The following is a 23,959-nucleotide window of genomic DNA, read 5'->3' as shown; positions in this document are numbered from 1 at the left end:
CATCTGTTTCTTAAAACCACTTACTTCTCAAACCGAAACCATCCGAAGTCAAACTGACTTCCCGGCAGGAAGATAAAGGTTACTTTTTGCACGCCTGATACTTGTTCAAGCTCAAATACCCGTTCCTCATACTCTTCCGAGTGCGTGAACTCGACCAGCTGGTTGCTCTGTCCATCTTCGCCTGCGAAGCGGATATGAATCGTGTTTTTATCAATCGGTGAACGGCCATAGATGACGAGCTTCGACGTGCCTTCTGCCGTAAAGTCCATATTTTCGAACTCCAGTGACACGTTGTTACCGATCCCCTCTACATACTCATCCTGGATCGAGAACGTATCGCCGTAGAGATGGTCGCATGAAGCGGCCGTGTTTTGCTCAAATGCACGACTCTGACGCTCGAACGAGAAGCCCTTGATATGAATCTTCTGCTTCAGTACAAAACAGATCGACGTAATGCCGCTCAGCCGCTTGGACAGCTGATACGTCTCTTCCTGATACACATTCCATCTGGATTCCTTCTGGTAGACCACGTCAGCCAGCAGCGTGCTGCCCTCCTCATCCGGCATGCCCTCCCAAATTTGCAGGAAATAATCCTCGCTCGACAGTGCAAAGATCGGAATCGTAATGGTATCGGAGCCGTAAGGTCCGAAGTCGATATTACGGAAGCCGACATGCGTCTCCCCATCACGACTTGTCGCTACACCGCGTTCGTTGCCGTTACCGACATCGCCTTTGGTGTAATCGTACAATCCACCAGTAATGAAGCCGTACGGATCTTTGTAGGCTGTACCCAGACCCGTTGCTTTGAATTCAAGCTGCGAGATCAGCTTTGTTTTGTCCGTACCATTGCTGCTCGTTGCACGAAGGCGGAATTCGCCATCGCCCAGCGCCGACACGCGTACTTCCAGACCGTTCGCTTCGACCTTCGCAATGTTGGACTCAATACCGGCATCATTGACCACAGCCCACTCAATGTCACGGTACGACGTGTTCTCAGGATACAGCTTGGCGGTAACCACCATCTCCTGGATCGACGGATCGAAGGCTTGTCCAGCTTCACTGATAATCTCGATTTTTCGCAAAGGAATCTCTTGCGCACGTCCGGTGAGGACTGGGCGTTCTTCGTTCTCGGTTAACACGGTTTTTCCCTGAGTCGCAACGGATGCGGACGCACTCATGAATTCGCCATCCACTGCCTTCGATTCGAACTCGGCTGCTGCACCCTGGAGTCCTTCGGAAGTTACTTCGATCCGGATGCTGCCCGGTTCATGTGTTGCCCCGATGATTGCCATCAGCTTGCCGCTGAACAATCTTCTGCTCAGACCTTTGTACGGATCATAGTCCGTGCTGTCCCCGTTATCCAGACCAAGCAGTCGCCCTGCACCTGTCACATGAACTTGTACACGGTTGTTTGCATTTTGCACGGGATTGCCCGCTTCATCTTCCACTTGAATCTCCACGAAAATAAGATCAGTTCCATTCGCTTGCAGCTGCTCTTTATCCGCTTGCAGACGAACCTTCTGTGCGTCCTTATAGGATCGCTGTACATCCGTTGCGATAATCTCTCCGTTCTCATCATAAGCGATCGCTTTCAGCTCGCCCTCTTCATACGGCACTTTCCACCAGCCAACCAGCTGAGTTCCGTTCGCATGATCAATATCATATGTCCCGATCGTCTTGCCGTTCAGCTGCAATTCGATCTTCGGCGCATTACTGCACACGCGTACATCAATCAGCTGACCAGGGCTGAAATCCCAGTAAGGGAACAGGTGAACCATCGGGCTTGTTTTGTAATCGGTCCAGGCTGCTTGATAGATATAGTAGGAGTCTTTCGGGAACGTCGCTGTGTCCAGCTGTCCAAAATATGAATTCTTCGTATGATATGGGGTCGGCTCTCCGATATAGTCGAATCCGGTCCACAGGAATTGCCCCAGTGAATATGGCCGATCCCGTTCTGCCAAAATGCAGTATTCTGCAGACTTCGCACCCCAGCTTGTCGTACTGTTGCCCAGTGCGGAGCACTGCTCGTCATCATCTGCCAGAATGGATTGCTCGAACGGGAAGTGATAGATCCCACGGCTTTGCACCACAGATGATGTTTCACTACCGTAGATAATCCAGTCCGGGTGCTCCTCATGGTGCTTGTCGTAATATTTCTCTGCATAGTTGTAGCCTGCCAGCTTCACGATATCCGCACATTTTTGCGCATTTTCCCAAGGCATGTAGTTGGAACCAATGGTTATGCCTGCGTTGCCTTTTGGATCGAATTCCAGTACATACTCCATCAGCATTCGCGTTACTTCCTGTCCCCGTTCATCCGCATGGGTATCATAGATTTCATTCCCGATACTCCACATGACCAGACTTGGATGGTTGCGGTCACGCTTCACCCAGCTCTTCACATCCGTGTGTGCCCATTCCGGGAAAAATCTCGCATAGTCATAAGGCGTTTTGGATCTTTCCCACATGTCGAAGGCTTCCGAGACGATTAGCATGCCCATCTCATCTGCGAGCTCCATGAACTCCTTGGCAGGCATATTGTGCGCGGTCCGGATCGCATTGACGCCCATCTCCCGCAGCAGATTGAACCTTCTGCGAAGTGCCGTCAGGTTGAAAGCCGCCCCGAGTGCGCCCAGATCATGGTGCTCGCACACACCATTCATTTTCATTTTGACCCCGTTCAGATGGAAACCTTCGTTCGGATCCAGCTGGACGTCCCTGAAGCCAATTCGCTGCGATACCGACTCAAGCGTCTGTACATGCTGGTCCGCATCCACCACTTGCAGTTCCGTAACCAGTTCATACAGATTCGGTTCATCGGTGCTCCACAGTTTTGGGTTCTCCACCACAATCTGCTGACGGTCCGTTACTTCTGTATCTCCACCTGCAGCAGCCGTAACCGCCGCTGTATTAGTCGCAATAACCTGACCCGCATATCGGATCGTATGCACAAGCTGTGCGTTCTGATCGATATTCAGCTCCGTGTCCAGTTCAACCTGCCAGCCCGCTGGCTGCTGCTTAATGGATACGTAAATGCCGTCGGTTACGATATGGTTGCGATCTCTCGTCTTGAGCCATACATTGCGATAAATTCCAGCCCCGGAATACCATCTGCTGTTCGGACTCTGATGCACCACTTTTACGATGATTTCATTATCGCCTTCCACCAGCGCATCCGTGATCTCATGTTCAAACGAGGAATAACCGTATTTCCACTCCCCAACCAGCTGGTTGTTCACATATACGGAAGAGTTCATGTAAACGCCATCAAAACAAAGCAGATGCTGCTGATCATCCTTCGTGTACGGGAATGTTTTGCGGTACCACCCAATGCTGTCTTCGTACAGGTCGAGCGTATTGTAGATCAGCCAGTCATGGGGAAGCTCCACAGGCTCGAATGCCAGTCCCGCAGGGTTCGTAACATCCAGTTTGGTTTTCGCAAATTGCCATCCATCATTAAAAAGCTTTTTCTGGTTCATCGGTATTCTCACTTTCTGTGTGATTTATGATTGCGGTTACATAAAATGGCGACTTTCGCCGATAACCTTTTCGAAAACGGTTCGACGTGACATAGATACTCCAACCGATTATATCATCTGATGGTTTCGATGTACGTTAATTTCATGCATTTTTTGGTGAGATTATATGAACAATCCACATTACAAATTCTATGGGGGCCAGATGGCATCTACTCATGTTCAGCTGAGCATTCATATTTGAACATATGGATATTCCTTTATACCTATATGAAGTATCAGTCTAACGATTCAAATTTAAGGAAACAACGCCGGTCTCCAAATATTTGTAAAACTATTCCTGTAATTTCTTGTAATCCTATGTTAGATTATCCCTTGGAATAAAAACACATCTATAGATAGGGGACATGTAACGTGAAAAAGAGGTCTTGGGTATTATCCATTATTATGAGTTTTGTATTGCTGGGCGGGGTATTCGCTCCTGCTGGTTCCTATGCGGCTGCAGCGGAAGACACCACCACTACATATTCGGAAGAGAACTACACGGAAGTGGACACGTCGGAACAAGAGCCGATTCCTAGCGCTGAAGAGGAAGATTTCCTGAACTACCTGGATGCACTTGATCGCACAACTGTTTATGAAAAGAAAGCCCTGGATTCCATTGGCAGCACGTATGTTACATCCGCCAACCGCAAATCCATCTTCCTGAAATTGAACAATACTGCGGTTCCCAATTACACCAAGTATGTGTCCATGCTGAAGCAGATCAAGCCAGAGAACGCGGAGCTGCAAAAAATCCATAACAAACTGATCAAAGGAAGCTATGCACAGCTTGAAGGCTATCTGCTGTTCAAGAAATCCGTATCCAAAACCAAAGTAAATAGCACCCTTCTGAAACAAGGCAATGCCAAAATTGACACAGGCATTAAAATTCTGGAGCAATACAAAAAAGAAATCCAAGCCTACGCCCAAGAACTGGGCTACGATTTTTAATGAAGCAAACTTTAGACGAACAGCCCGAGCAGAGGCATGCCCATTCACCTGCTAGCCATTTAAATAAAATGAGATTTCAGGAAAAAAAAGTGTTTTCTTTTGCCGGGATAATTCGTATAATAGCCGTATAATCAAAAGGCTATGCTGCCGAAAGGTACAACCTCGTGAACAATGGAGGTTGTGCCTTTTTTGCGTTTTCATGGCCGAATATCATCTGAATTTCATCGTATAAGGAGTGATTCAACATGATTCTTGAAGCCATTTACCATCGTCCCAAATTAAACTGGTCCTATGCCTACGACCGGTCCACCATGCACCTGCGGCTGCGTTCCAAACGCGGGGATCTGGATGCCGTCATTGCCATTACCGGGGATAAATATGCCTGGGAGCAGACCATCACCCACACACCGATGCGAATCTTCGCCCGGGATGAGCTGTTCGATTATTGGGAAGTCGAAACCCAGCCTCCCTACCGGAGACTGCGTTATGGCTTCCAGCTGGTCGAGGGGGAGAAAAATGTCTGGATGACCGAACGTGGATTCGAGGAAGCTCTGCCGGAACATCCGCTGGAATTTTTCGATTTTCCATTTATGAATCCGGTCGACATTTTTGAACCGCCTGCCTGGGTCAAGGACGCTGTATTTTATCAGATTTTCCCTGAACGCTATGCGAATGGTGATCCTTCCATTAGTCCGAAGAACGCTGAGCCTTGGGGTGGGGAGCCTACACCGACGAATTTCTTCGGGGGTGACCTGCAGGGGGTGCTCGATCATCTGGATCATCTGAGTCAGCTTGGCGTGAATGCAATCTACTTCTGCCCGCTGTTCGAGGCTACAACCAATCACAAATACAATACGGCCGACTATATGAAGGTGGACCCTCATTTCGGGACCAATGAACAACTGAAAGAGCTGGTGGATGCCTGTCATCAGCGTGGCATTCGGGTTGTGCTTGATGCAGTTTTCAACCATTCGGGCAGAGAGTTCCCGCCTTTTGCTGACGTATTGGCGAACGGGGCAGCTTCCCCCTATGCGGACTGGTTCTACGTCAGGGATTGGCCGCCACGCATTGAAGATGGCATACCGACCTACGATACCTTTGCCTTCGAACCGCTTATGCCGAAGCTGAATACGGAACATCCCGAGGTTAAGGCCTATCTGCTGGAGGTCGCGCGGTACTGGATTGAGGAAATGGACATCGATGGATGGAGACTGGACGTTGCCAACGAGGTGGATCATCAGTTCTGGCGTGAATTCCGTCAAACGGTAAAAGCCATCAAGCCTGACGCCTATTTGCTCGGCGAGATCTGGCATGATTCGCTGATGTGGCTGCAGGGAGATCAGTTCGATGCGGTGATGAACTACCCATTCACCAACTCGGTGCTGGACTATGCAGTCCACGGCAAGCTGGATGGACTCGGCTTCGCGAATGAGATCGGCAAGCTGCTCGCAGCCTACTCCCAGCCTGTGACCGAAGCTGCCTTCAATCTGCTGGGCAGCCATGATACACCCAGACTGCTTACCCTGTGCGACGGGGATATCCGCAAGATGAAGCTTGCCGTTACAATGCTTCTCACGTACCCAGGGGTACCCTGCATCTATTACGGAGACGAAGTGGGTCTGGATGGCGGATATGATCCCGGCTGCCGCAAATGTATGGAGTGGGATGAAACCAAGCAGAATCTTGAGCTTCTCGACTTCTTTAAGCAGACGATTGCCCTGCGCAAAGCGCACCCTGCACTGCGCAGCACCGAGTTGAAGATTCTCCATGCCGAAGCTGGAGATCCGGTTATTGCAATGGAACGAGTGGATTCAGCCACAGGGGAACGTTTCCTCATCGTGCTGAACGCTGGTGATGAAGCTTGCAGTGTAGACCTGCCTCTGACAGATCGAAGCGTCTGGCGAGACCTGTTTACGACCACTTCTATAGAAGCGAAACAAAACAAACTGTCTCTGAAACTGGAAGCTTACGGCTTCTCCCTGCTGCAGCTCGAAGTGAAACAACCTGCAGAAGCCTGATCACCTGACCGTTCCTATGGCAGCAGTCTAAGACTTAGACATTTCACCGTCCCTGCACCTTATTTCTTGTTCTTCATTAATTCCATTCTCCTTCCGAGCAAAAAAAGGGCTGAACGTTGAATAACGTCCAGCCCTTCTCTCTTAAGCAAGCCATTAAGCGTTCCAATACCCTAATGAAATATCAAACATCTCTCTTCTTCGGTTACAAGCTTACGACGATTCCGATTCCAAAGCTGCTGATGTCTCTTCCCTCGCTGCCGCAACTTCATCCATGGGTGAATCAGCTGCTGCAGGTGTTCTGACTTTCTTCATTCTCGAGCTCACAAGCCCCTCTTCCGTAATGACAATTTTCTGTGGAATCTTGTACGGGGGCAGCTTGTCCTGGCAGTACGACCAGATCAATCGTCGCAGCTCGGCAAGCGTGCAGTCTGTCGCGAGCTTAACGGTGGCCTTCACCTTCTGCCCTGTGATGCTGCTCGGTTCTCCTGTAATCACTGCTGCCTGGATGCAGTCCATCTGTTCCAGAATGCTCTCCACTTCGGCCGGATACACCTTACGCCCGCCTACATTAATGATCTCGGAGCGGCGGCCGAGGATACGGATATACCCCTGTTCCAGTACCGCTTCATCCCCTGTGCGCAGCCATCCGTCGTCGGTAAATGGCGACGGGGCGTTCAGATAACCGATCATGGCTGTTTCTGTCCGGATCTGAAGTTCACCTTCAACTACCCTGAACTTGACGTGATCATCATGAATGGCAAACAGCAGCGATCCTGGCTCCTTGGAACTTGTCGGCAGAATGCCGAGTTCAGACATACCATAGGCCTGTATCGTTCGTATCCCAGGGAACCGTCGATTCCAGGCGGCCAGTACCGTTTCGGGCATGACCTCTGACCCGTAGGAGACAACTTCAAGACTCGATAGATCGTATGCCTCATCATTTCGGCCGAGCAGCAGCAGATTCATGAATGTTGGAGAAACCGGGAGAGCCTGAACTCGATGCTTCTCAATCGTCCGGCATACTTCCTCGGGGGAACGATCCGCAATAATGCACAGGCAGCCTCCACTGGACAGCGATTGCAGCATTGTATTTACCCCGCCGATATGGTCAAACATCATGAACGGAATCGTTTGCAATGGCCGCACCTGCCGCCGGAAACGCTGTAAGAGCCGATCTGCACGATGAACCGTGGCCTTGCTCACACCGGTCGATCCGGATGAGAAGAGCACGAGTCCACCCACACCTTCCTGCTCAAGCGCAGCCAGTAAACCAGGACGTGAACAGGCATCAGACTCATCCCGGATCGATAACCTGCCATTTTCAATACCAAGACGCCACTTCACCTGTGCCAGCCGAATATATTCCTGCCGCTTGGCTTCAACCAGATGAAGGTCCATGGGCAGCACAATGCATCCCTTTCCAAGAAGCGCAATGAACGCTGCGACCGCATAGGGAGAGTAGTCTTCCTCCAGCGTTACGAGCTGCCCATGCAGTCCTTCTGCCGCAATCCATTCATCCATCATCACGATCTGCTCGAGCAGCCATGCGTAGCTATACTCCCTATCTTCCCAGATGAATGCGGGACGCTCCCCCTGTTCTGCGAATCGCTCCAGCAGGAATTGAATGCTCATCCCGCATCCTCCTCCTGATCAGGCAGCCATTGCCGTTCAAGATAGTCCACCAGCGAACCAACCGTTTGATACGGGCTCTCCGGCAATGAGGCTGCGGCCATCTCGGAAAGTGCGGCTCCTGCTCCCGTTCCCCATTCGTCTTCAAGCCCCTGTTCGACGACAGCAAGCAAGGACACCAGCTCCAGTGAATCCAGTTGTCCATCCCGGCCATATAGCGGTGCGTTCCCACCCTTGTCGAGGGGTATGGTCGTATTATGGTACGCATTCAGTTCCCGGCAGCTATCCAGCACAATGCGGAGCAGGGCATCTCTATAGCCATTTTCGGTTTGCGGGGCCATCTGCCGATTGAAGCATGCCTCCTGCGGAACAGCACTTCGGAGAGCTTCGTACCAGCGCCATTCATCGGCGATCAACTGGTGTATTACTCTTGTTAGCTGTACCCGCCAATCCGCCCGCTGCTTGATCCGACTGACCTGAAGCAATTGGTTTGCTTTCTCCCACCGTTCAATGATTGCATCAAACGCTACGGAATACTGATCCAGTGGAGAACCAAGCCATAGTGCGGCTTCTTGAAGCAGATCCCGGAGAAAATAGCGGCTCCAGCGCATATCGAACAGCAGACCCGCTATCAGCGTGTCATTCGGTTGATTCCCTGGATTCCCTAAATTCCCTTCCTCCCGCTCCTGCAGTGCCTTCATCAAATGAAGGGACACGCCCTGTCCAAAATGATAGCTGCGCTCCCCTTGGGTAATGGTCCTACCCGTCATAAATTCACTGATCTGTGTCCCCAGCGCCTGGCTCAACATCTCACGATAACCGGAGGAATCAAGCTTTCCGGTTGCACGGACGTCCATGGTGCCATAGGTACGCAGCTTCTCCTTGCGCTTCGCAGGAGCTAGCTCGGGTATGCTTTGGTTTCCTTTCCAGAATTCATGAAAGGCTTCTTGGGAGACCTTTCCGATATATTTCGAGGGAACCGGATCATAGACGTGAAAATGCTCATCATCGATGCCATACACTGCAATCCAGTGATCTACCAGATGCAGACGAGAGCCTGGTTTGACATGTTTGCGGATGTACTCGGGGTTCTGATAATCTTCGCAATAAGGCAGGTGATAACTGGTTCCCGTAGCGAGAAAGAGTCCCCCTTCGCCTATATGCTGCCGCATATGCACCTTCCCCTCCTCGAAGCTGCCCAGCTCCCGCTGGCCATACATCTCCCAAATCGGTTCCTCATAGTCCAGCTTGTGAAAATAAGGCTTCACCAGTCCGTTATCCGCGCACGAAGGAAGGCAGTACAATCGGCTTGCGGCGAGCAGAGCCAGGCTACTGATCGACCCTTGCCGCAGAAGCACCTCATGAATCAGAGGAAAGTTGCAGGGATAGTAATACGGGATGTCCATTACTGGAGCGAACGATTGGATCATCATGATCATTGACCTCCTGTTCCCGCTTTGGCAGTCGAACTGCCCCAAGACTGGATGTGATAATGCACTGACATGTTATCTGTTGCCCGAATGACCCGATTGGCTACTGGCATGCCATTCATGTCCGTCTCAAAGCGCCGGAAACCGCGTGTGAACCGGAAGGAAAAACCACTATCGCGTGGGACAAGGTAACAGCCTTCATAACGCCCCGTTCCCGTGCGAACCAGCTTCATGCCCATCCCTCCATATATGGATTCAGCAGGCTCTTCTTCATTTTCCACTTCGGCACAAATGCATACCTCAACGCGAGCAGAGAGTTCAGGAATAACGGTATACTGACGAGTCGTTGATAACTCTCCTACGGTCAGGGTGATGAGCGCACTGCCTGGGCCGACAGGCACCAATTCACCATTCGGACGTACCTGAAGCACATCCGGGTGGCTAGACGTATAGCTCCCTTCGAGCAGGCTCTGCACCCAGCCGCTATCATAGTGAAGTCTTGCATTAATGCACGTGTTCATTCCACCGGATAAACCAATGATCTCTCTGCCTTGCATTTCCAATGCCACAGGTTGGCCTACTTCGCCAAACATGTACAGTAAGGGAAGGTCGACTCGTTCGCCCCAATCGGATTCCTGATGACAGGCCTCCGGTTGCTCCAGAAAAGCCATGCGATCCCGAGTTCCAATCCCTCTCTCAAGTAATTCATGAGCAACCTTTCTAACCTGGGAGGGCAGGAAGAGTCCTTCTGCATCCCCAATGTCCATCCACATCTGCACGTCTGGCACCTTATCCGTCAAGCGATACATCGCTTTTTCCAACAGACCGCTGTCCGACCATTCATCCAGCTGCACATCTACCAAAAACGGCGACATCATGACCAATTTTCCGAATACCTCCGGATACCGCATGCCCATATGTAGTGTACATAGTGCCGCCGCTGATGAACCAAGCAGCCCTGTATTGGACTTGTCCGGAAGCGTACGGTATCGATGGTCGATCAGGGGCTTCAATTCATGAATGATGAAATGTTCGTATGCGACCCCTGAACAACCCACGCTTATCGCTTCCCTCTCAGGTGCAATGAAATGGTAGAACTCGTTGTGCGTGACCGGGCGAACATGCGCAATGCCAACCATAATCAGTGGCTTGATCTGCCCGGCGGTAATTAGCTCGTCCACCGCTCGATCCATATGCCACGTTTCATTACCGGGTCCAGGTGGACCAAAGGCACGCTGCCCAGCATGAACATAGAGAACAGGATAATGCCGATCCGTCTGCTCCTGATAACCTGGCGGGAGGTACACATAAATGTTGCGGACATTGCCCAGCTGTGACGCACGAATACCTTCCAGACATTCTATGACCGAATGCGTGCTCAATGGATCATCAACCGCCTCTCATCTCCGAATTGCTCTGAATCATACATGATTCAGGTACCCAACATTCCCCTATTCCATCCCCGCCATGGCTGCATGCACAAACAACCCCGCCTCAGTAGAGACGGGGTTGTTTCAAGACACATCAATGTCTTAAAATACATGGCCCTCATATTGGTGGATCTGCGAATAGTTTAAGTCCCGGATCGTCATTTGTAAATATGAAAATAGAAAAAAAATTCTCTTGAGAAAGTTATTGACATAAATGTAATTATTTCTTACGATAACGATGTGATCATAACTCGAGGGCCATGCTTTTAAACCCAAGCGGTTTAGGACAACCCCGGTAACTCCCCAGGAGATACCGGGGTTGTTGGCGTGTCGAAGGAGGGAAGTCTTTAAGCCACAGAATGTCTCCTCGTACAATTGTAAGCGCTATTATTCGAGAGCCAGGTTAGTTGTTTTTGTTGAAAACTACTACATTCATGAAGGGTGGATTACCATGTTTCAAATGGCCAAACGCGTTCTCCTCAGTACCACGCTAACGTTCAGCCTGCTTGCCGGCAGTGCATTGCCTTTCCTGCCTGCTTCCGCGATTTATGCCGATGCAGATACTGCTGTCACCAACAAGCAAAATTTTAGTACCGATGTCATCTATCAAGTTTTTACGGACCGATTTCTGGATGGTAACCCATCCAACAACCCTACCGGAGCTGCCTTTGATGGCACATGCAGCAACCTGAAGCTGTACTGCGGTGGCGACTGGCAGGGGCTGATTAACAAAATCAATGACAACTATTTCAGTGACTTGGGTGTCACAGCCCTCTGGATCTCCCAGCCTGTCGAAAATATTTTCGCTACCATCAACTACAGCGGCGTAACCAATACAGCCTATCACGGCTATTGGGCACGGGATTTCAAGAAGACCAATCCGTATTTCGGAACCATGACCGATTTTCAGAATCTGGTAACCACCGCCCATGCGAAAGGCATCAAAATCATTATTGATTTCGCGCCAAACCATACGTCCCCTGCCATGGAAACCGATACCTCCTTCGCCGAGAACGGCAAACTGTACGATAACGGCAGCCTGGTTGGCGGGTACACCAATGATACGAACGGATATTTCCACCACAATGGCGGCTCCGATTTCTCCACTCTTGAGAATGGCATTTACAAAAACCTCTACGATCTGGCCGATCTCAATCACAATAACAGCACGATCGATACATATTTCAAAGACGCCATCAAGCTGTGGCTGGATATGGGCGTGGACGGAATCCGTGTCGATGCGGTGAAGCACATGCCTCAGGGCTGGCAGAAGAACTGGATGTCATCCATCTATGCACACAAGCCGGTATTTACCTTCGGCGAATGGTTCCTGGGATCTGCTGCACCCGATGCGGATAACACAGATTTTGCCAACGAATCCGGCATGAGTTTGCTTGATTTCCGTTTCAATTCGGCTGTGCGCAACGTGTTCCGGGATAACACATCCAACATGTACGCGCTGGATTCCATGCTTACGGCTACGGCAGCAGATTACAATCAGGTGAATGACCAAGTCACTTTCATTGACAACCATGATATGGACCGTTTCAAAACGAGTGCTGTGAACAACCGCCGTCTGGAACAGGCGCTGGCCTTCACCCTGACCTCACGCGGCGTACCTGCCATCTATTATGGTACCGAGCAGTATCTGACCGGGAACGGCGATCCGGATAACCGGGGCAAAATGCCTTCCTTCTCCAAATCGACTACAGCGTTCAGCGTCATCAGCAAGCTGGCACCTCTGCGCAAATCCAACCCGGCGATTGCCTACGGTTCCACACAGCAGCGCTGGATCAACAATGATGTATATATCTATGAGCGCAAGTTTGGCAAAAGCGTTGCCGTCGTTGCCGTTAATCGCAATCTCACGACGCCAACCAGTATCACGAACCTGAGTACGTCGCTTCCATCAGGAACGTACACCGATGTGCTGGGCGGCGTGCTGAACGGAAACAACATCACGTCCAGTGGAGGCAATATTTCTTCCTTCACGCTCGCAGCAGGAGCTACCGCTGTGTGGCAGTATACGGCAAGTGAAACGACGCCAACCATCGGTCACGTTGGCCCTGTAATGGGCAAACCAGGTAACGTCGTTACCATCGACGGACGCGGGTTCGGATCCGCCAAAGGTACCGTCTACTTCGGTACAACAGCCGTTACGGGCTCAGCCATAACTTCATGGGAAGACACTCAGATCAAAGTCACCATTCCACCAGTAGCAGGCGGTGACTATGCAGTGAAAGTAGCTGCCAATGGTGTGAACAGCAATGCCTATAACGACTTCACCATCCTAAGCGGTGATCAGGTCTCGGTTCGGTTCGTCATCAATAATGCCACAACCGCGCTGGGTGAGAATATCTACCTGACAGGCAACGTGTCCGAACTCGGTAACTGGACCACGGGTTCAGCTTCTATTGGACCGGCTTTCAATCAGGTCATTCACGCCTACCCGACTTGGTATTATGACGTAAGTGTTCCAGCCGGGAAACAGCTGGAATTCAAGTTCTTCAAGAAAAACGGCGCTACCATTACGTGGGAAGGTGGATCCAATCACACCTTTACAACACCGACCAGTGGTACTGCCACTGTAACGGTAAACTGGCAATAACTAGCCAGGATCCATTAAGGAAGCCCGGAGCAGCGCTTATGCAGCGCACGCTCCGGGTTTTGACGTTTAATCTGTTTCTGGTTTATCGGTACGTTCGAATGGACTTCAATGTGGTTGCCGCAAGGATTCCGGTTGCGAGCAGAAGCATACCGAGCCCCTCCAGCACCGCCGCTGCACCCCACTGATCAGCCATCACCGAGACAACTGTCAATCCCAGGATAGGTGCCGTGCTAGTAATTGTACCGACAACACCGTAGATTCTCCCCTGCAGCTCATCGGGTACCGCTCTTCTTAGCATGATCTGGGTGAGCATCGTGCAGCAGGCAAACATTGCTCCCCCGCCCATGATGAGCGGAAGTGCCATTATGGGAGAAGTTACTTGTGACAGGAGAATATAGACCGGCCCCAGTACCAGCAGTCCGATGAATACCCATCGTCCTCTTCGCTTCATTCGATTCCCCGAAGCAATCAACACTCCCGAACCAATCATATAACCGAGTGGAATACACGTTTCAATCAATCCAAACTGCACGGGGTCCGCTTCCCATACCTTGACTGCCATCACCTGAACTAGCATCATAGCCGACATGAAAAATAAAATCAGCAGTGGATTAAGCAATACAATCGACCGAATTAGAGGACTGCGATAGATATAGGAGAATGACCCCCGCCATTCCTGAACGAACGTGGTCTGCTTATCGCCCGATCGCTTTACCTCCGGGAAACGACCGGCCATCAGTACACATACCGCCGATAGAAGAAAAGTGGCTCCTGTAATCAATAAGGCGACAAACCCGCCAAAGGCGGCAACGGCGACTCCGGCTGCCGCGAGTCCGCTGATTCGGGCCAGGTTATCCACCAGATGAATGGTCCCCGTAGCTTGCTGAATATGCTCCCTGCCCACCATGCTTGCCACAGACGCGTGGAATGCAGGCGCCTGAAACAGGCTGGAGAACATGGAAAGCGAGAGCATCAGCAGCAGCACAGGAAATGGTACATGCAGCCCAAACAAACTCACTGCGATGAATATGGCCATCACACCCCGAAATACATCCGAGGTCAGCATCAGCTTCCGGCGATCCATCCGATCAGCAACCGTACCTGCCAGTGATCCGAATAAAAAACTGACCGCCATGTTGCAGATTTGAACGGCAGCCATGCTCTTGGCACTTCCCGTCGTCTGGAGCACCCATAGACTGATGGCAATACCGTTAAAGCAGTCTCCGAACACGGAGATCCCATAGCCGTATAAAATCCTGCGGAAAGTGACATGCTGCCAGAGCTTTGGTGGAATGCTGTTTTCGCGCAGCACGGCTTGTCCATCTTCATATCCAATCGCCTCGGGCTCAGTGGACGGTATTATTCCCATACATCCCTTTCCTCCCCTAGTTATGATGGAGCCCTATGCAAAATCAGGCACTTCCGTTGTCATGTCCGTCGAAAAGAGACATGACATGGCGGAAGTGCCTGAATGTGCTGCCGCGTAGAGGCGGCCATCTATGCTGTTAATGGCACGGCATTATCCTTTGGAAGCACCTGTTGTGAGCCCCTGGACCAGGAAGCGCTGAAGGAACACGAACAACAGCGTAATCGGTATCGCGATCAGCACAGCCCCTGCAGCAAACATAGTGAAATTACTGTCCTGGTACCGATTGACCAGATCCCACATGCCTACTGCAAGCGTCCAGTTTTCCTTTGTCCGCAGAACAAGCCGGGCGAAGATGAAGTCCATCCATGCACCAGTGAAGCTGGTTAGCGCCACATAGGTCAGCATCGGTTTGGATAATGGCAGGATGATGCTGGTGAACACCCTCAGGTGACTCGCACCATCAATGCGTGCTGCCTCATCCAGACTGCGTGGAATCGTATCGAAGAATCCTTTGACGATAAATCCGCCGAGTACTGCTCCGGAAGAATACACCAGGATCAACGCAGCATGCGTATCGAGCAGCTTGATCTGCAGCAAAATGATATAGATCGCGATCATGCTCATAAAGCTCGGGAACATGCCGAGAATCAGCATGGTGGAAAGAATCGTCTGCCGCCCGCGAAACCGGAAACGGGATAGGGCATACATCCCAAGCGTCACCATGAGCGTGGAGAAGATCATGGTGAAAAAGGCAATTTTCAGCGTGTTCAGATACCACCTGCCATACATGAAGGATGGATTGTTGAACAATTCGCCATAGTGGGACAAGGTAAAGGCTTCAGGCCACAAGCGCTCACTGAACAGTGCCGCACCAGGTCGCAGGGAAGAGAGAAAGATCCACAACACCGGATAGACGGAGACCACGGCAATGATGATCAGCAGCACATAACTAAGCGTTAGCCGCAGCGGATTATTGCGTTTCTTCATTGAATCATGTCCTCCTCCTTGAACGATTTGGAGCGACGGAAATTCCAGATGGAAAACGACGCGATAATAATGAAGATGATGATGCCCACCGCTGAAGCCATGTTGTATTTGTTGTTGTCCAGCGTAAGCTTGTAGAGCCAGGTCACCAGCAGGTCTGTTGCTCCCGCATACTGGTAGTCGCCTCGTAACGGATTACCGTTGGTCAATAGGAATATGACATTGAAATTGTTGAAGTTTCCGGCAAATTGCATGATAAGCACCGGAGTTGTTGCAAAAAGGATGAATGGCATGGTGATGATCCGGAATTTCTGGAATGCGGATGCTCCATCCACTTCAGCAGCCTCATACAGATCACGTGGAATCGCCGTCAGAACGCCAAGGATCAGCACCATGCTGACCGGAATACCGATCCACATGTTAACAACAATGACCGTGACCTTGGCCCAGAATGGATCGGTCAGCCAGGGCAGTCCGTCCAGACCAAAAGCTCTCATATACGTATTAATTGGACCGAATTGACCATTGAACAGGTTCCGCATGAGCAGCAAGGAAATGATCTGTGGTATGGCATAAGGGAGAATGAAGATCGTCCGCCACAGCTTTTTGAACCGGATGCCTCGCTGCTCAATCAGCAGCGCTACAAGTACCCCGCCAAAATAAGTGGTCACGGTTGCGAGTATCGCCCATATCACCGTCCATGTTAATACGCCATAAAAGGTGTGACTCCATGATTTGAGCTGAATCAGGTCGCTAAATGTCTTGAACCCTACCCAATCCACGAGCTTGGCAGGCGGAATATGATCCGGTGCCGAGTAGTTGGTAAACGCGAGGGTGATCGTAAACAGGATCGGCATGATCGTGAAGAACAGCACCCCCAGAGCAGGAATGGACAAAAACAGATATGGAAAATTTTTGTCCATCATGTTACGGAGTGAAGCTGCCGCTCCCAGTGTTTTCTTTCCTTCCTCCCTCGCAAGTCCCGTAAGGTACGCATCACGGATGTTCAGGATGTAGACAATGATAAATACAAAAAACACGAGCAGCACAATAATTCCCTCTAACAGTAAAAAGATTGAATGGTCGCCCCGCTGAAGTACCGTAGACCCATTCACTTTGACAAAACGCTGCGTATTTTCCCCCAGTGTCCATATTCCCCATACGGCCTGCGACAGGCGGGGAAGCAGGTAAGCAAGACCTGCCCCCTCCAGTAACAGTAAGAAAATTCCCTTGATCCATTGCCGGTTGTACAGCTGTCCTAGACCCTGCAGTATGATGGATAATATGGCCGCTGTCATCCGGTGCTGCTTTTCCCTGCTTGGCTGAGCAGACACCGGGACATGCTGCTGTTTCATTCGCTCTCTCCTCTCCACCTTCTCCTTACCAGGTGCTCCGTCCGATTATTGAACCGTTGCCAGACTCTCTTGGATCTGCTTCACGGCGTTATCCAGCGACGCCTTCACATCCTTGCCGCCATCCCAGATATCGGTCATGGCTGAAGTGATCGGGCCCCAGACGCTATCCATTGCTGGAAGCGAAGGCATCGGCGTCGAATTGTTAAACTGCTCAAGGAACGCCTTGTTGATTGGATCCTCCTGTACCTTCGGATCAGCTGCCACGTTGGAGTTGGCCGGAAGCGTACCATTCATTTCAAAATTGGTCATCTGTGCCTCTTCGTTGGAGAGGAAGGCCGCGAAAAGTTTGGCTGCGTTCGGATACTGGGTAAACGCATTCACGTAATAGGCTTTTACGCCGGAGAACGAAGTCATCGGCTTGCCATCGATCGCTGGCAGCGGCGCAACACCGAAATCAATACCTGCATTGCGATAGTCGGCAATCGTCCAAGGACCGTTAATGTCCATAGCCAGCTTCCCACTGGAGAACAATCCTTTTTTGATATCATAGTTCACGTCACCCATCTTGAGCGGCAGCACTTCCGACTTCAGTGTCTTCAGGAACTCCCCACCCTTCTGGGCTCCTTCGTTATTCAGGCCAAGATCTTCGCTGTTCATTCCGTTATCCCCGAAAATATAGCCGCCTTGGGAAGCCAGGAACGCATAATTGTAATAGAACTGCTGCAATTCCCACATGAGGGCATATTGGTTGGATTTCACATCATTAAAGGTTTTGGCGAAGCTGACAATCTCCTCAAAATTCTTCGGCGCTTCCGGATAAAGTGCCTTGTTATAGAAGAGAGCGTACGTTTCCACACTGTACGGATATCCGTATAAGATGTCCTTAAACGTGACGGCCTTCAGCGCATTTTCGCTGGTGTTCGCTACCGTCTCTGCCTCGAATATATCATTGGGCAAAATAAGACCTGCCTCTGAAGCGCTTCCAATCTTGTCATGCGGGAATACGACGACATCTGCTGCGAGGCCTGCGGGACCGTCCGTTGTCAGCTTGGTTACCTGATCGGTAGGAGGCAGCTCCTCCATCTTCACGGTTACACCATACTTTTCCTCAAACAGCCTGGCTCTTTCCTCTACAAAACTCTGTTGGTTCTTATCTTCCCAGATGACCAATGTTGCGCCTTCTTCCGGCTGAAGATTTTCGGCTGTCAGCTCCACAACTTCCTCCGTATCTCCGGTTCCCCCCGCTGCAGGAGAGTTCGTTCCACCACCAGCCGAGCATGCGGCCAATGTAAAGGCCATGATGACGGACAATGTTGCCCCTTGCCATTTTCTCATGTAAATGTCCCCTTCCCTCTGTTTGGTTCAACCAGTCTCGCGCTCTCCACCCTTGATTGGTACGATTGATGCAGGTTTTGCAATCCATGTTCGCTTTTGCACAAACGTTTGCTCAAATGGAAGACAAGGATACTTCTAAGTATGTATTCAGGGAGAAATATTCTAAGATGCAGGCTAAATCCACTTATGTAAGCGCTACAACAACAATCAAATCATACAATATCAGGCTTTCTTTGCACAAACGTTTGCACAAGCCATATTTGTTCAATTTCATCCATATTTCTTGTTCTAACGCCAGTAATTTCCTGTTTGCTTGATCTGTCTTCTTCTTCCTTATTTTTACTTCTCCTGTATCCTCCATGCTGCAGTTTGCAATTGATTTATCGAATCTGTTGCATTACCATAGGAGAATGTTGAAATGATGGATCAGAAGGGATTTTTTACATGATTACGATCAAAGATATTGCCAAAATGGCGGGTGTCTCCCCTTCTACAGTTTCACGGGTGATTTCCAACCATCCCAGAATCAGCACCGAGACGTCTCTCAAAGTGAAGCAAATTATGAAAGAACTGAATTACCATCCCAATATCATGGCCAAAAGCCTTGTATCCAAGACGACCCAAACCCTTGGCATCATGCTTCCGCGTCCTGCAGAAGAATTGTTTCAGAACTACTTTTTCGGAGAACTGCTGCGAGGAATTATTACGCATGCCACCCGCATGAGTTATGAACTGCTGCTGACCACCGAAACGTCATCAGACAATGAATTGCATGCGATTTCCCGCCTGGTTCATGGACGAAGAGTGGATGGCATTCTGCTGTTAGGCTCCAAACGGGACGATCCAATCATCTCCTTTTTGGAAGAGGAAAAGTTCCCCTTCGTACTGATCGGACGCAGCGAAGCTCACCCGGACGCGCCCATGGTTGATAACGACAACGTACAGACCGCTTATGATGCGACCCAGCATTTGATCGCCCAAGGGCATACACGGATTGGATTTGTTAGCGGCCCGCCGGACATTACGTTATCGCATGACCGCATGCAAGGATACCAAAAGGCGCTTGCCGAAGCGGGACTTCATACCAATAGTGACTGGATTGTGGAAGGTGAATTTCTACAAGAGAGCGGATTCCGAGCGATGTCATTGTTCATGGCCCTGCCGGACAGACCTACCGCCATCGTTGTGATTGATGACAATGTTGCTTTTGGCGTACTGAGAGCTCTTGCCGAACTAGGTTACCGTGTACCTGAAGATATCAGTGTGGTCAGCTTTAACAACATCGCCTTATCAGAACTGGCTTCTCCGCCTTTAAGCTCCATCGATATTGGAACCTACCAGCTTGGTTATACTGCCGTTCAAGTGTTGTTGAAAATTCTCAACAGGGAAACGCTGCCTCAGAATCCGGTCATTATTCCGCATCGTTTAATTGTGCGCGAATCTTCTCTCTTTTCGAAGTCTAAACCGGCCTCCATTTGAACGATTTTTGAGCTTCGTTAAAGCAATGCAAACGTTTGTCCTATTACTTGAATTGCCTATAGTTAGTAGCGATGGATGGCAGCAAAAAAAGAAGCCGCAGCATGCGGCTTCTCGTTTACATATCATTATCCGATTTATACTATGGACGGATTAATAGGAATTCCAACCTGAGTCCGCTTCAATCACAGTTCCGTTCACGAAGCTGGACTCGTCCGAGCCAAGGAACAGCGCTACCTTGGCAATCTCTTCACTTGTTCCTATGCGTGGGTTGATCGCCATGCCCAGTTGTTGTCTAGACGCACCGAATTGGCTGATCCCTGCCATGGAGGAACCGATATTCGTTGCTACCCCACCCGGAGCGATGGCGTTGCAGCGGATACCTTGCTCTGCATACATAAACCCTGTGTTTTTAGTGAATCCGACTACAGCATGCTTCGAAGCCGTATATGCCGCTCCAGCACGTCCACCATGCAATCCGCCTGCCGAAGCAACGTTCACGATGACGCCGTTTTGCTTTTCCTGGAAGATCGGTAGCACTTTGCGCGTTGTACGCATGACACTTGTGGTATTCACCGCAAAGAGTCGCTCCCACTTCTCATCCGTTACCTCTGCAGCTGGTTCCATGCCATCCATAATTCCTGCATTGTTCACCAAAATATCTACTGTACAGTACGTGCTAACTGTCGTATCGATAAGGTTTTGCACATCCTCTTCTTTGGCCACATTGGCCAAAACCACGATGGCTTCACCGCCTTGGGCTTTGATCTCATTGACGACCGTCTGTGCGGACTCCTCGTTGATATCGGACACAACTACTTTGGCCCCCTCTTGTGCATAGAGCGTTGCGATTGCTTTCCCCATGCCTGAACCTGCGCCTGTAACTACTGCTACTTTATCTTGAAGTTTCATCTCATGTATCCTCCTTTGTGTATTCGTTTACAATAAGTTAACAAACAAATGTTCATTAACTCTTATCCTTAGTATAATAAGTCATAGCATTCCGCTTCAATCAGTAAAAGCTTGCCCGATTGTACGTTAATCAACACTATTGGGCATAAATGTACTTTTATTCTAAATAGGCCTTTCCCAGGAGGATTCCACATGTCTGATAATTCCAATTCAATGGATAGAAGAATCAAGAAATCAAAAGCTGCACTGAAGGATGCACTCATCCATTTGATGCAAAAATATCCCTTTAAAGAAATTTCCATCACGGATATTGTCCAGCTTGCGGATCTGAACAGAGGCACCTTCTACCGACATTATCAATACAAGGAAGACCTGTTTGATGAGATTATTGATGATGTGATACAGGATCTGGTCACTTCTTTTCGCAAACCCTATCAAGGTATGGAAAAGTTCGAGGTTGGTCTGATGCCCTCTTCGGCAATCACCATATTTGAGCATGTGCATCAGCACGCACAATTCTACACGCTGGTTGTGAAATCCGAGGCTTCTTCCAACTTTCAGCGCATGATCTGTGATGTTCTTCGGGATCTCTCCTTACAGGATCTGAATCAAATTTTCCCGCAGCACATCAACCCTGAACTGCTGGCAAGCTATCAGTCTCATGCGATATTCGGCATGATCCTGGAGTGGATCAGACAGGATTTCAAGCACACCCCCGCTTACATGGCCGAGGAGTTATTCAAGATCATTCATTACCGGCCTGACAATGTCGTGTTGAAAGACTGAAAATGAATAACGCTATTTGCCATCTAGTATGGGAATCGAGAAGAATTTCGAGAAAGCTTCACTACCAAAATGATGTAAATACATTCCTGTAACTTTTGCTGAATCTATGTTAGATTATCCTCTGGAATAATATTACATACACAGACAGGGGACATTTCGCTTGAAGAAAACATGGTTATTATCGTCAATTGTAAGTCTTTCTCTACTCGGTGGAGTACTTATGCCTATGGGGTCATATGCAGCTGCAGCAGATGATGTATACTCTACATATTCGGATGAGTTTGATATCTACGAAGAGGATACGATAACAGATGACAACTGGTACGAGGATTTCGCCGAGGAAGAACCAGAGCTAACGGCAGAGCAACAGGAATTTGAAAATTATCTTAATCAGGTTTTTGCCCTAGAATCCTATGAGGAAAAAGCCTTTGCCGCCTTGGAAAGCATCGGCTCCAGTGTTAACTCAAGCAATCGTAAATCCATGTATTTAAAACTTACGAATACAGTTATCCCCAACTATACGAAATATGTATCCAAGTTAAAACAAATCAAGCCTACCAATCCGGAACTGAAGAAGATTCATGCCACATATATTAAGGGGAGCTATAATCAACTTGAAGGGTACTTGCTGTACAGGAAAGCAGTGTCCAAGACCAAAGTGAATTATCCCCTACTTAATCAAGGCAATGCTAAAGTAACCACTGGAGACGAACTACTTGATTATACCCAACTACAACTGTACGCCTATGCAAGAAAAATGGGTTATGATATTTAAATGTTATAGGGAATATCATCAGGGAGTCATTAATGCTGTTATTTTCGAGCTCATCGATAATGCCACATCTTATTAAAATTCAAAAAGCGACCTTTCTCCAATTAAATTGGGAACTGGTCGCTTTTGAATTACAGAATGTATAGGAAAATGTGATGCAATCCCCATTTCACTCTTGATCACAGCCCCAGCTTCTGCCCCTTCTCCAAGCGCTGGATCTGCTGCTCTCCGGTATCCGCGAGTTCACGGAACTGGTTGATCGTCTCCCGCATCCGCGGTAGTGCCTCCTGCTTGTATACACTGATGGAGTCCAGTGCGGACAGCACATCCGTGAAGGCCTGCTTCATCGTATCGACGGAAATACTGGCATCATACGCCTGCTTCTGAATCGCGATACCCTGGTCCTTCAGCATTTTGGACGTGCCTGCAATCAGGTCATTGGTCGTCTGATTGAGCAATTCAATCTTCTGCAGAACAATCTTTTGATTGTACAGCGCACTGGCAACGGTTACGGCAATTTTCAGTGCCGAGATTGTCACATTCTTGGCCCGGTCGACTCCGCGGATCAATTCCTTGTTGTTGCGGATGACCACCTCAATCGCCATGATACCCTGCTGGTTCACGACAAGCATCTGCTGCAGATCCATGACCCGCTGACGAAGCGGGAATAATACTTCTTCGGTGATAAATCGGACTTTCTCCGGGTCCTCATTCCGAACCTTCGCTGCTTCAATCTGTCCGTCGATCGATTCATCCATGAGCACACCGAGCTGGATTTCCTTTTGCAGTCGTTTGGTCAGCTCCCGCAGCGTCTGCTGCTCGATCTCCAGTGTGGTATTATCATTGCGCAATGTTGCCCTGCCTTTGTCCAGGGAGGTCACAATATCGGCGATGACTGCATCAGCCTTCTGGTATTTGAGAAAATAAGCCCGCAGCGGGTTAAACAATTTACCGAGGAATCCACTCTTGGCGAAATCGACCACGCTGGGGTCGAGATCCTTCAATTGCATATGCAGCTCGGTCAAGCCTTTGGCGACCTGACCGCCCTCGTCTCCCGTCTTGGACAGATGTCCAACAGAGACTTGAAGCAGCGCGTTTTTCTCCGAAGAGGATCTCATGGTGTTCATGCCAAAGCCTTCAATGGACTGTAAAATCTCCTTGCGTTTATCCAGGGATTCCAGATCCAGTGACATGATCATCTCCACGTTGGCGTTCGCCACCTGCTGCAGCTCCGCCACCTCGGCCGGAACGGGCTTCACCTCTTCCTCGATAACCTTCTGAATCTCCTTCTGGCTGGGTATTTCCATCGAAAACGACATCCAAACTCCCCCTTAAATTAAGAGCTATATAAATAATGTAACTTACACTAGTTCACTTCGAGTGCAG

16 protein-coding genes are annotated in these 23,959 nt (G+C 49.7%); 6 read left to right on the top strand and 10 right to left on the bottom strand.

Annotated features, from left to right (window positions below; genetic code table 11):
- Positions 1–20: 20 nt before the first annotated feature.
- Positions 21–3,479 (bottom strand): glycoside hydrolase family 2 TIM barrel-domain containing protein, encoded by a 3,459-nt coding sequence (locus AC3RCI_RS04525; protein ID WP_492527649.1) that lies wholly within the window; start codon positions 3,477–3,479, stop codon positions 21–23.
- A gap of 411 nt (positions 3,480–3,890) precedes the next feature.
- Here AC3RCI_RS04525 and AC3RCI_RS04520 point away from each other — a divergent pair, with 411 nt between their 5' ends.
- Together AC3RCI_RS04520 and AC3RCI_RS04515 are read left to right on the top strand one after the other, a co-directional pair.
- Positions 3,891–4,469: a hypothetical protein gene (locus AC3RCI_RS04520; RefSeq protein WP_492527648.1), complete on the top strand. Its 579-nt coding sequence runs from the start codon at positions 3,891–3,893 to the stop codon at positions 4,467–4,469.
- A 245-nt stretch (positions 4,470–4,714) separates the two neighbouring features.
- Positions 4,715–6,487: an alpha-glycosidase gene (locus AC3RCI_RS04515; RefSeq protein ID WP_492527647.1), complete on the top strand. Its 1,773-nt coding sequence runs from the start codon at positions 4,715–4,717 to the stop codon at positions 6,485–6,487.
- A gap of 210 nt (positions 6,488–6,697) precedes the next feature.
- Here AC3RCI_RS04515 and AC3RCI_RS04510 read toward each other — a convergent pair whose 3' ends face one another.
- From AC3RCI_RS04510 to AC3RCI_RS04500, 3 genes are read right to left on the bottom strand one after another with little or no spacing between them, the layout of a single operon-like run.
- Entirely contained in the window at positions 6,698–8,119 is a 1,422-nt protein-coding gene (locus tag AC3RCI_RS04510) for a class I adenylate-forming enzyme family protein (protein WP_492527646.1), read from the bottom strand.
- Positions 8,116–9,549: a cysteine peptidase family C39 domain-containing protein gene (locus AC3RCI_RS04505; protein WP_492527645.1), complete on the bottom strand. Its 1,434-nt coding sequence runs from the start codon at positions 9,547–9,549 to the stop codon at positions 8,116–8,118. The genes AC3RCI_RS04510 and AC3RCI_RS04505 overlap by 4 nt, the downstream gene beginning before the upstream one ends.
- A gap of 2 nt (positions 9,550–9,551) precedes the next feature.
- Positions 9,552–10,928, bottom strand: a complete 1,377-nt coding sequence (locus AC3RCI_RS04500) for an alpha/beta hydrolase (RefSeq protein ID WP_492527644.1) — start codon at positions 10,926–10,928, stop codon at positions 9,552–9,554.
- Positions 10,929–11,427: 499 nt separating this feature from the next.
- Here AC3RCI_RS04500 and AC3RCI_RS04495 point away from each other — a divergent pair, with 499 nt between their 5' ends.
- Entirely contained in the window at positions 11,428–13,584 is a 2,157-nt protein-coding gene (locus tag AC3RCI_RS04495; RefSeq protein WP_492527643.1) for an alpha-amylase family glycosyl hydrolase, read from the top strand.
- 82 nt (positions 13,585–13,666) lie between these two features.
- Here AC3RCI_RS04495 and AC3RCI_RS04490 read toward each other — a convergent pair whose 3' ends face one another.
- The 4 genes from AC3RCI_RS04490 to AC3RCI_RS04475 form a co-directional block, all read right to left on the bottom strand.
- Positions 13,667–14,953 carry an MFS transporter gene (locus tag AC3RCI_RS04490; RefSeq protein ID WP_492527642.1) on the bottom strand — a complete coding sequence of 429 codons (1,287 nt, stop codon included), beginning with the start codon at positions 14,951–14,953 and terminating at the stop codon, positions 13,667–13,669.
- A gap of 150 nt (positions 14,954–15,103) precedes the next feature.
- Complete coding sequence (locus AC3RCI_RS04485) at positions 15,104–15,940, bottom strand: sugar ABC transporter permease (protein WP_127538467.1); 837 nt, start codon at positions 15,938–15,940, stop codon at positions 15,104–15,106.
- Complete coding sequence (locus tag AC3RCI_RS04480) at positions 15,937–17,292, bottom strand: carbohydrate ABC transporter permease (RefSeq protein ID WP_492527641.1); 1,356 nt, start codon at positions 17,290–17,292, stop codon at positions 15,937–15,939. Before AC3RCI_RS04480 ends, AC3RCI_RS04485 begins: the two co-directional genes overlap by 4 nt.
- 45 nt (positions 17,293–17,337) lie before the next feature.
- Positions 17,338–18,627 carry a sugar ABC transporter substrate-binding protein gene (locus AC3RCI_RS04475; RefSeq protein ID WP_492527640.1) on the bottom strand — a complete coding sequence of 430 codons (1,290 nt, stop codon included), beginning with the start codon at positions 18,625–18,627 and terminating at the stop codon, positions 17,338–17,340.
- Positions 18,628–19,071: 444 nt separating this feature from the next.
- Here AC3RCI_RS04475 and AC3RCI_RS04470 point away from each other — a divergent pair, with 444 nt between their 5' ends.
- Complete coding sequence (locus AC3RCI_RS04470; RefSeq protein ID WP_492527639.1) at positions 19,072–20,106, top strand: LacI family DNA-binding transcriptional regulator; 1,035 nt, start codon at positions 19,072–19,074, stop codon at positions 20,104–20,106.
- Between the two features lie 150 nt (positions 20,107–20,256).
- On the opposite strand, the gene AC3RCI_RS04465 is transcribed toward AC3RCI_RS04470, so the two are convergent.
- Positions 20,257–21,015, bottom strand: coding sequence for an SDR family oxidoreductase (locus AC3RCI_RS04465; RefSeq protein WP_492527638.1), 759 nt, complete (start codon positions 21,013–21,015; stop codon positions 20,257–20,259).
- A gap of 192 nt (positions 21,016–21,207) precedes the next feature.
- Between AC3RCI_RS04465 and AC3RCI_RS04460 the strand changes: the two genes are divergently transcribed.
- The gene (locus AC3RCI_RS04460) at positions 21,208–21,801 is read left to right on the top strand and encodes a TetR/AcrR family transcriptional regulator (RefSeq protein ID WP_492474134.1); all 594 of its coding nucleotides are present in this window, start codon (positions 21,208–21,210) and stop codon (positions 21,799–21,801) included.
- Between the two features lie 160 nt (positions 21,802–21,961).
- Positions 21,962–22,576, top strand: a complete 615-nt coding sequence (locus AC3RCI_RS04455; protein WP_492527637.1) for a hypothetical protein — start codon at positions 21,962–21,964, stop codon at positions 22,574–22,576.
- Between the two features lie 176 nt (positions 22,577–22,752).
- Here the strand turns inward: AC3RCI_RS04455 and AC3RCI_RS04450 are convergent, their stop codons facing one another.
- Positions 22,753–23,892, bottom strand: a complete 1,140-nt coding sequence (locus AC3RCI_RS04450; RefSeq protein WP_492527636.1) for a toxic anion resistance protein — start codon at positions 23,890–23,892, stop codon at positions 22,753–22,755.
- Between the last annotated feature and the right edge of the window lie 67 nt (positions 23,893–23,959).

The organism is Paenibacillus sp. MT124 (genome assembly GCF_058792755.1).
Note: the sequence above shows the minus strand (reverse complement) of the source record. Positions and strands in the feature narration are given on the sequence as shown.